Origin of the sequence: Thiobacillus sp. 65-1402, assembly GCF_001897685.1 — a bacterium.
In the GTDB taxonomy this organism is placed as follows: domain Bacteria; phylum Pseudomonadota; class Gammaproteobacteria; order Burkholderiales; family Thiobacillaceae; genus Thiobacillus.
In genome coordinates this window covers 1-4,821 of sequence record NZ_MKUG01000191.1, presented here as the reverse complement: position 1 = coordinate 4,821, position 4,821 = coordinate 1, and the positions used below count along the sequence as shown (strand labels likewise).

6 protein-coding genes, 1 tRNA gene and 1 pseudogene are annotated in these 4,821 nt (G+C 60.3%); all 8 read left to right on the top strand.

Annotation, left to right across the window (positions count from 1 at the left end; translation table 11 throughout):
• Positions 1-367 (top strand): annotated as a pseudogene (locus BGO62_RS13950) (phosphate ABC transporter substrate-binding protein PstS); the annotation flags it as partial.
• A gap of 126 nt (positions 368-493) precedes the next feature.
• The gene (pstC, locus tag BGO62_RS13945; protein ID WP_296643569.1) at positions 494-1,471 is read left to right on the top strand and encodes a phosphate ABC transporter permease subunit PstC; all 978 of its coding nucleotides are present in this window, start codon (positions 494-496) and stop codon (positions 1,469-1,471) included.
• Between the two features lie 11 nt (positions 1,472-1,482).
• The gene (gene pstA, locus BGO62_RS13940; protein WP_296643567.1) at positions 1,483-2,328 is read left to right on the top strand and encodes a phosphate ABC transporter permease PstA; all 846 of its coding nucleotides are present in this window, start codon (positions 1,483-1,485) and stop codon (positions 2,326-2,328) included.
• Positions 2,329-2,346: 18 nt separating this feature from the next.
• Entirely contained in the window at positions 2,347-3,129 is a 783-nt protein-coding gene (pstB, locus tag BGO62_RS13935) for a phosphate ABC transporter ATP-binding protein PstB (RefSeq protein WP_296643565.1), read from the top strand.
• Between the two features lie 85 nt (positions 3,130-3,214).
• On the top strand, positions 3,215-3,961 hold the full coding sequence (gene tpiA, locus BGO62_RS13930) for a triose-phosphate isomerase (protein WP_296643564.1): 747 nt from the start codon (positions 3,215-3,217) through the stop codon (positions 3,959-3,961).
• 12 nt (positions 3,962-3,973) lie between these two features.
• On the top strand, positions 3,974-4,318 hold the full coding sequence (gene secG, locus BGO62_RS13925) for a preprotein translocase subunit SecG (protein ID WP_296643562.1): 345 nt from the start codon (positions 3,974-3,976) through the stop codon (positions 4,316-4,318).
• 33 nt (positions 4,319-4,351) lie between these two features.
• Positions 4,352-4,436 (top strand) — tRNA-Leu (locus tag BGO62_RS13920).
• A 161-nt stretch (positions 4,437-4,597) separates the two neighbouring features.
• A partial coding sequence (gene ndhC / locus BGO62_RS13915) for an NADH-quinone oxidoreductase subunit A (protein ID WP_296643560.1) occupies positions 4,598-4,821 on the top strand: 224 nt, incomplete at its 3' end.

Sequence of the window (4,821 nt, the reverse complement as noted above, 5' to 3'; positions counted from 1 at the left end):
CTATGTGGATATCGCCGACGCGATGAAGAACAAGATGGATTTCGTTGCGCTGAAGAACCGTTCCGGCAACTATATCGTGCCGGATCAGACTGCTGTGGCCGACGCGGCGGCGGGTGCCAACTTCAAGGTCCGCGGCATGGCGCCCGATCTGCTGGATCAGTCGCACAAGAATGCCTGGCCCATTACCACGGCCACGTATATCCTGGCCTATGAAAAAGGCGCCGATGCCGTCAAGCAGAAAGGTGTAGTCGACTTCTTCACCTGGTCCTTGAACAATGGCCAGAAAATGGCCTCCGACCTCGGCTTTGTGGCGCTGCCGCCCAATGTCGTGAAGATGGTCGAAGCAGAAATGAAGAACATCAAGTAAGGCATCTGGATTGACTGATTTGATGGTTGGCCGGGGGCGGCGCGCTGCTCCCGGCGCTCTGCCAAAGCAGCTGCCTTGCGGCGGCTGCTTTGGCAGATAAAAAATCGAACCGATAGGCACCCCACCGTGAGCGAGCCCAGCGCATCCGCCGGAATCGACCTGCATGCCCAGCAGGTCAGACGATTTCGGCTGCAGGACAAAATTTTCCATTATTCCACCCAGTTTTTCGCCTTTGTCGTTCTGGCGGCGCTGGTGGGTATTCTGGTGTCGCTTACCCTCGAAGCCTGGCCCACCCTCAAGGCATTCGGCCCGGCTTTCCTCTGGACCAACATCTGGAGCGTGCCTGACGATCAGTACGGCGCGCTGGCGGCCATTTACGGCACGGTGGTGACGTCCGTGCTGGCGCTGCTGATTGCCGTGCCGATCAGCTTCGGTATCGCCTTGTTCCTGACCGAAACCTGTCCGGTCTGGCTGCGCCGCCCGCTGGGCACCGCGATCGAATTGCTGGCGGGCATTCCTTCCATCGTCTACGGCATCTGGGGGCTGTTCGTGTTCGCCCCCCTGTTTGCCGAATACGTCCAGCCGCCGTTGCAGGCGCTGCTGGGCGATGTTCCGGTCATCGGCAGCTGGTTCTCCGGGCCCCCCATCGGGGTCGGCATTCTCGCTGCCAGCATTGTGCTGGCGCTGATGGTCATCCCTTTTATCGCTTCGGTGATGCGCGATGTGTTCGAGACCGTGCCGCATGTACTGAAGGAGTCGGCCTACGGCATCGGCTGTACCACCTGGGAGGTGGTGCGCAACGTCGTGCTGCCCTACACGCGCGTCGGCGTCATCGGCGGCATCATGCTGGGCTTGGGGCGCGCACTGGGCGAGACAATGGCCGTCACCTTCGTGATCGGCAACGCCAACCGCATCAACGGCAGCTTGTTCGCGCCCGGCACCTCGATTGCTTCCACGCTGGCCAACGAATTCGGCGAGGCGGACCCCGGCCTGCATATCGCCTCCCTGTTTGCGCTGGGCCTGGTGCTGTTCGTCATCACCTTTGTCGTGCTGGCGATTTCGCGCTGGCTCATCAGCCGCAGCATGGGCTCGGAAGGTCTGTAAGGAAAGCCGTCATGATGAGTCTGTACACCCGCCGTATCTGGATCAACCGCATCGGCATCACCCTGTCCATGGTGGCGATGAGCCTGGGACTGGTCGCGCTGCTGTGGATTTTGTGGACCTTGTTTTCCAAAGGCTTTGCCGCGCTAAGCTGGGATCTGTTTACCCAGGATACGCCTGCGCCAGGCTCCGAAGGCGGCGGCTTGCGCAATGCCATTGTCGGCAGCGGCCTCATCCTGCTGTTTTCCATGCTGATCTCGACGCCGATCGGCATCTTGGCGGGCATCTATCTGGCCGAATTCGGACGCATTTCGCGGTTCGCCTCGCTGACCCGCTTCATGACCGACATCATGCTGTCGGCCCCCTCCATCGTCATCGGCCTGTTCGTCTACGCGCTTTTTGTGGCGACCACCGGCGGTTTTTCCGGCTGGGCCGGGTCGCTGGCGCTGGCGCTGATCGCCATTCCGGTGGTCGTGCGCACCACCGAAAACATGTTGAAGCTGGTGCCGACCAGCCTGCGTGAGGCGGCATTTGCGGTGGGCGCGCCGCGCTGGCAGGTCTCGCTCAGGGTAACGCTGCCTGCGGTCAAGTCGGGCGTGGTGACAGGCGTATTGCTGGCGATGGCGCGTATCACCGGCGAGACCGCGCCGCTGCTGTTCACTGCGCTGAACAACCAGTTCTTCAGCACCAATATGGCGGAACCCATGGGCAACCTGCCGGTGGTGATCTATCAGTTCGCGCTGAGCCCGTATGACAATTGGGTGGGCCTGGCCTGGGGCGGGGCGCTGCTGATCGCCTTGCTGGTGCTGGTGGTCAACATCGGTGTGCGCGTCGTTTTCCGCAACAAAGACAAACGTTAATTTCTCCGGAGCCTTCCGATGCCCGATCAAGCCATGCCAACCGGCGAAAATGCTGCCATGCAGGTACGCAACCTGGATTTCTTCTATGGTGATTTCAAAGGCCTCAACAATATCAACCTGGACATTGTCAACAAGAAGGTAACGGCTTTCATCGGGCCGTCAGGCTGCGGCAAATCGACCCTGTTGCGCACCTTCAATCGCATGTATGACTTGTACCCGGGGCAGCGCGCCGAAGGCCAGATCCTGGTGCATGGCAAAAATCTGCTCGACAAGAGCCAGGACGTGAATCTGGTGCGCGCCAAGATCGGCATGGTGTTCCAGAAGCCGACGCCTTTTCCCATGACGATCTATGAAAACATCGCGTTCGGCGTACGTCTGTACGAGCGCATGTCCAAAAGCGCAATGGACGATCGCGTCGAATGGGCGCTGAACAAGGCTGCCCTGTGGGGCGAGGTGAAAGACAAGCTGCAGAAAAGCGGTCTGTCGCTTTCGGGCGGCCAGCAGCAGCGCCTGTGCATTGCGCGTGCGGTTGCGGTGAAACCGGAAATCGTGCTGCTGGACGAGCCGACCTCGGCACTGGATCCGATTTCCACCGCGAAAATCGAGGAACTCATCAACGAGTTGAAAAACGATTACACCATCGCCATCGTCACCCACAACATGCAGCAGGCCGCGCGGATTTCCGACTACACCGCCTTCATGTACCTGGGCGAACTCGTCGAGTTCAACGAAACCGGCACCATCTTCATGCGGCCAGGCAAAAAGCAGACCGAAGACTACATTACCGGCCGGTTCGGCTGATTACTCTCCCCGTGGCGACGCGCCCGGCGGTTGACCTGCGGGCGCGTTGCGCTTACCATCGCGCACTTTTGTTTGGCGGATTCCCATGCGCAAGAAGCTCGTAGCCGGTAACTGGAAAATGCACGGCAACCTGGCCGAGAATGCCGCGTTGCTGTCTGCGCTCAAGCCGGCACTGGCCGGCATCGAGGCGGTCGTTTGCGTTCCTTTCCCGTATCTGGCACAAGCGCAGGCTGCACTTGCCGGGTCATCCATTGCCTGGGGCGCGCAAAACGTATCCGAGCAGGCCAAGGGCGCGTTTACCGGTGAAGTGTCTGCCGCCATGCTGCTCGATTTCGGCTGCCGCTATGTGATCGTCGGCCATTCCGAGCGGCGTAGCCTGTATGGTGAAACCGACGAGCTGGTGGCCAGCAAATACATGGCCGCGCAGGCGGCCGGCCTGACCCCCATCCTGTGCGTAGGCGAATCGCTGGCCGAGCGCGAGTCGGGCGTGACCGAAGCAGTCGTCGCACGCCAGCTCGATGCAGTGATCAAGGCTGCTGGCGTGGCGTCCTTGGCCAGGGCAGTGGTTGCCTACGAACCCGTGTGGGCGATCGGCACCGGAAAAACCGCCACCCCGGAGCAGGCTCAGGCCGTGCACGCCTTCATTCGCGGCAAGATTGCCGCCCTCGATGCCGGCGTGGCGGATGGTCTGGTAATCCAGTACGGGGGTAGCGTAAAAGCCGCGAATGCGGCAGAATTGATGGCTCAGCCGGATATCGACGGTGGCCTGATTGGCGGTGCTTCTCTGGTTGCCGACGAGTTCATCGCGATTTGCCAAGCGGCCGCCAAGTAAGAATCAAAATTTATGGAAACACTGGTCTGGATCGTTCATGTCATCGTAGCGCTTGCCGTCATTGCGCTGGTGTTGCTGCAGCATGGCAAAGGCGCGGACATGGGCGCCGCATTCGGCAGCGGGTCTGCCGGCAGTCTGTTCGGCGCCAGCGGTTCGGCCAATTTTCTGAGCCGCAGCACGGCCGTTGTGGCGACCCTGTTCTTTCTGACCAGCCTGGGCCTGGCCTATTTCGGGCTGCAGCAGCATAAGCCGGCCAGCGTGCTGGATCGGACGGCGGTGCCGGCACCGGCGACGCAGCCGGCTGCACCGGCAGCGGATCAGAATGCCGGCTCGAAAGCGGGGGCCATCCCGCAGTAAATCAGCAGTACAAATCTGGGCGCATGCCCTTTGGCCGACGTGGTGGAATTGGTAGACACGCTATCTTGAGGGGGTAGTGACCTTGGTCGTGCGAGTTCGAGTCTCGCCGTCGGCACCATCAAATTTCCTGATTGATTCATCAGCCGTTGCTATTTGATAAGCTTTTGATTAATCAGGGGAAATCGGTAGTTTTTCAGCTTGACAGTGTGCGCGTGGCGCTAATACACTGCGGTCATAATCACTCAACAGCTCGCACTCGGGCATAGTCGGAGGACCACGGTGCTGGAGAACTATCTCCCCATTCTGCTGTTCATTCTGGTCGGGCTGGCTTTCGGTGTCGGTCCCATCATTGCAGGTGGCCTGCTGGCGCCGCATCGCCCTGACAGCGAAAAACTCTCTCCCTACGAATGCGGCTTCGAGGCGTTCGAGGACGCGCGCATGAAATTTGACGTGCGCTATTACCTGGTCGCCATTCTTTTCATCCTGTTCGACCTGGAAATTGC

Bases quoted from the DNA above. Each gene is read 5' to 3' on its own strand.
- pstB (WP_296643565.1), top strand. From the start codon at position 2,347: ATGCCCGATCAAGCCATGCCAACCGGCGAAAATGCTGCCATGCAGGTA.
- secG (WP_296643562.1), top strand. From the start codon at position 3,974: ATGGAAACACTGGTCTGGATCGTTCATGTCATCGTAGCGCTTGCCGTC.
- pstA (WP_296643567.1), top strand. From the start codon at position 1,483: ATGATGAGTCTGTACACCCGCCGTATCTGGATCAACCGCATCGGCATC.
- tpiA (WP_296643564.1), top strand. From the start codon at position 3,215: ATGCGCAAGAAGCTCGTAGCCGGTAACTGGAAAATGCACGGCAACCTG.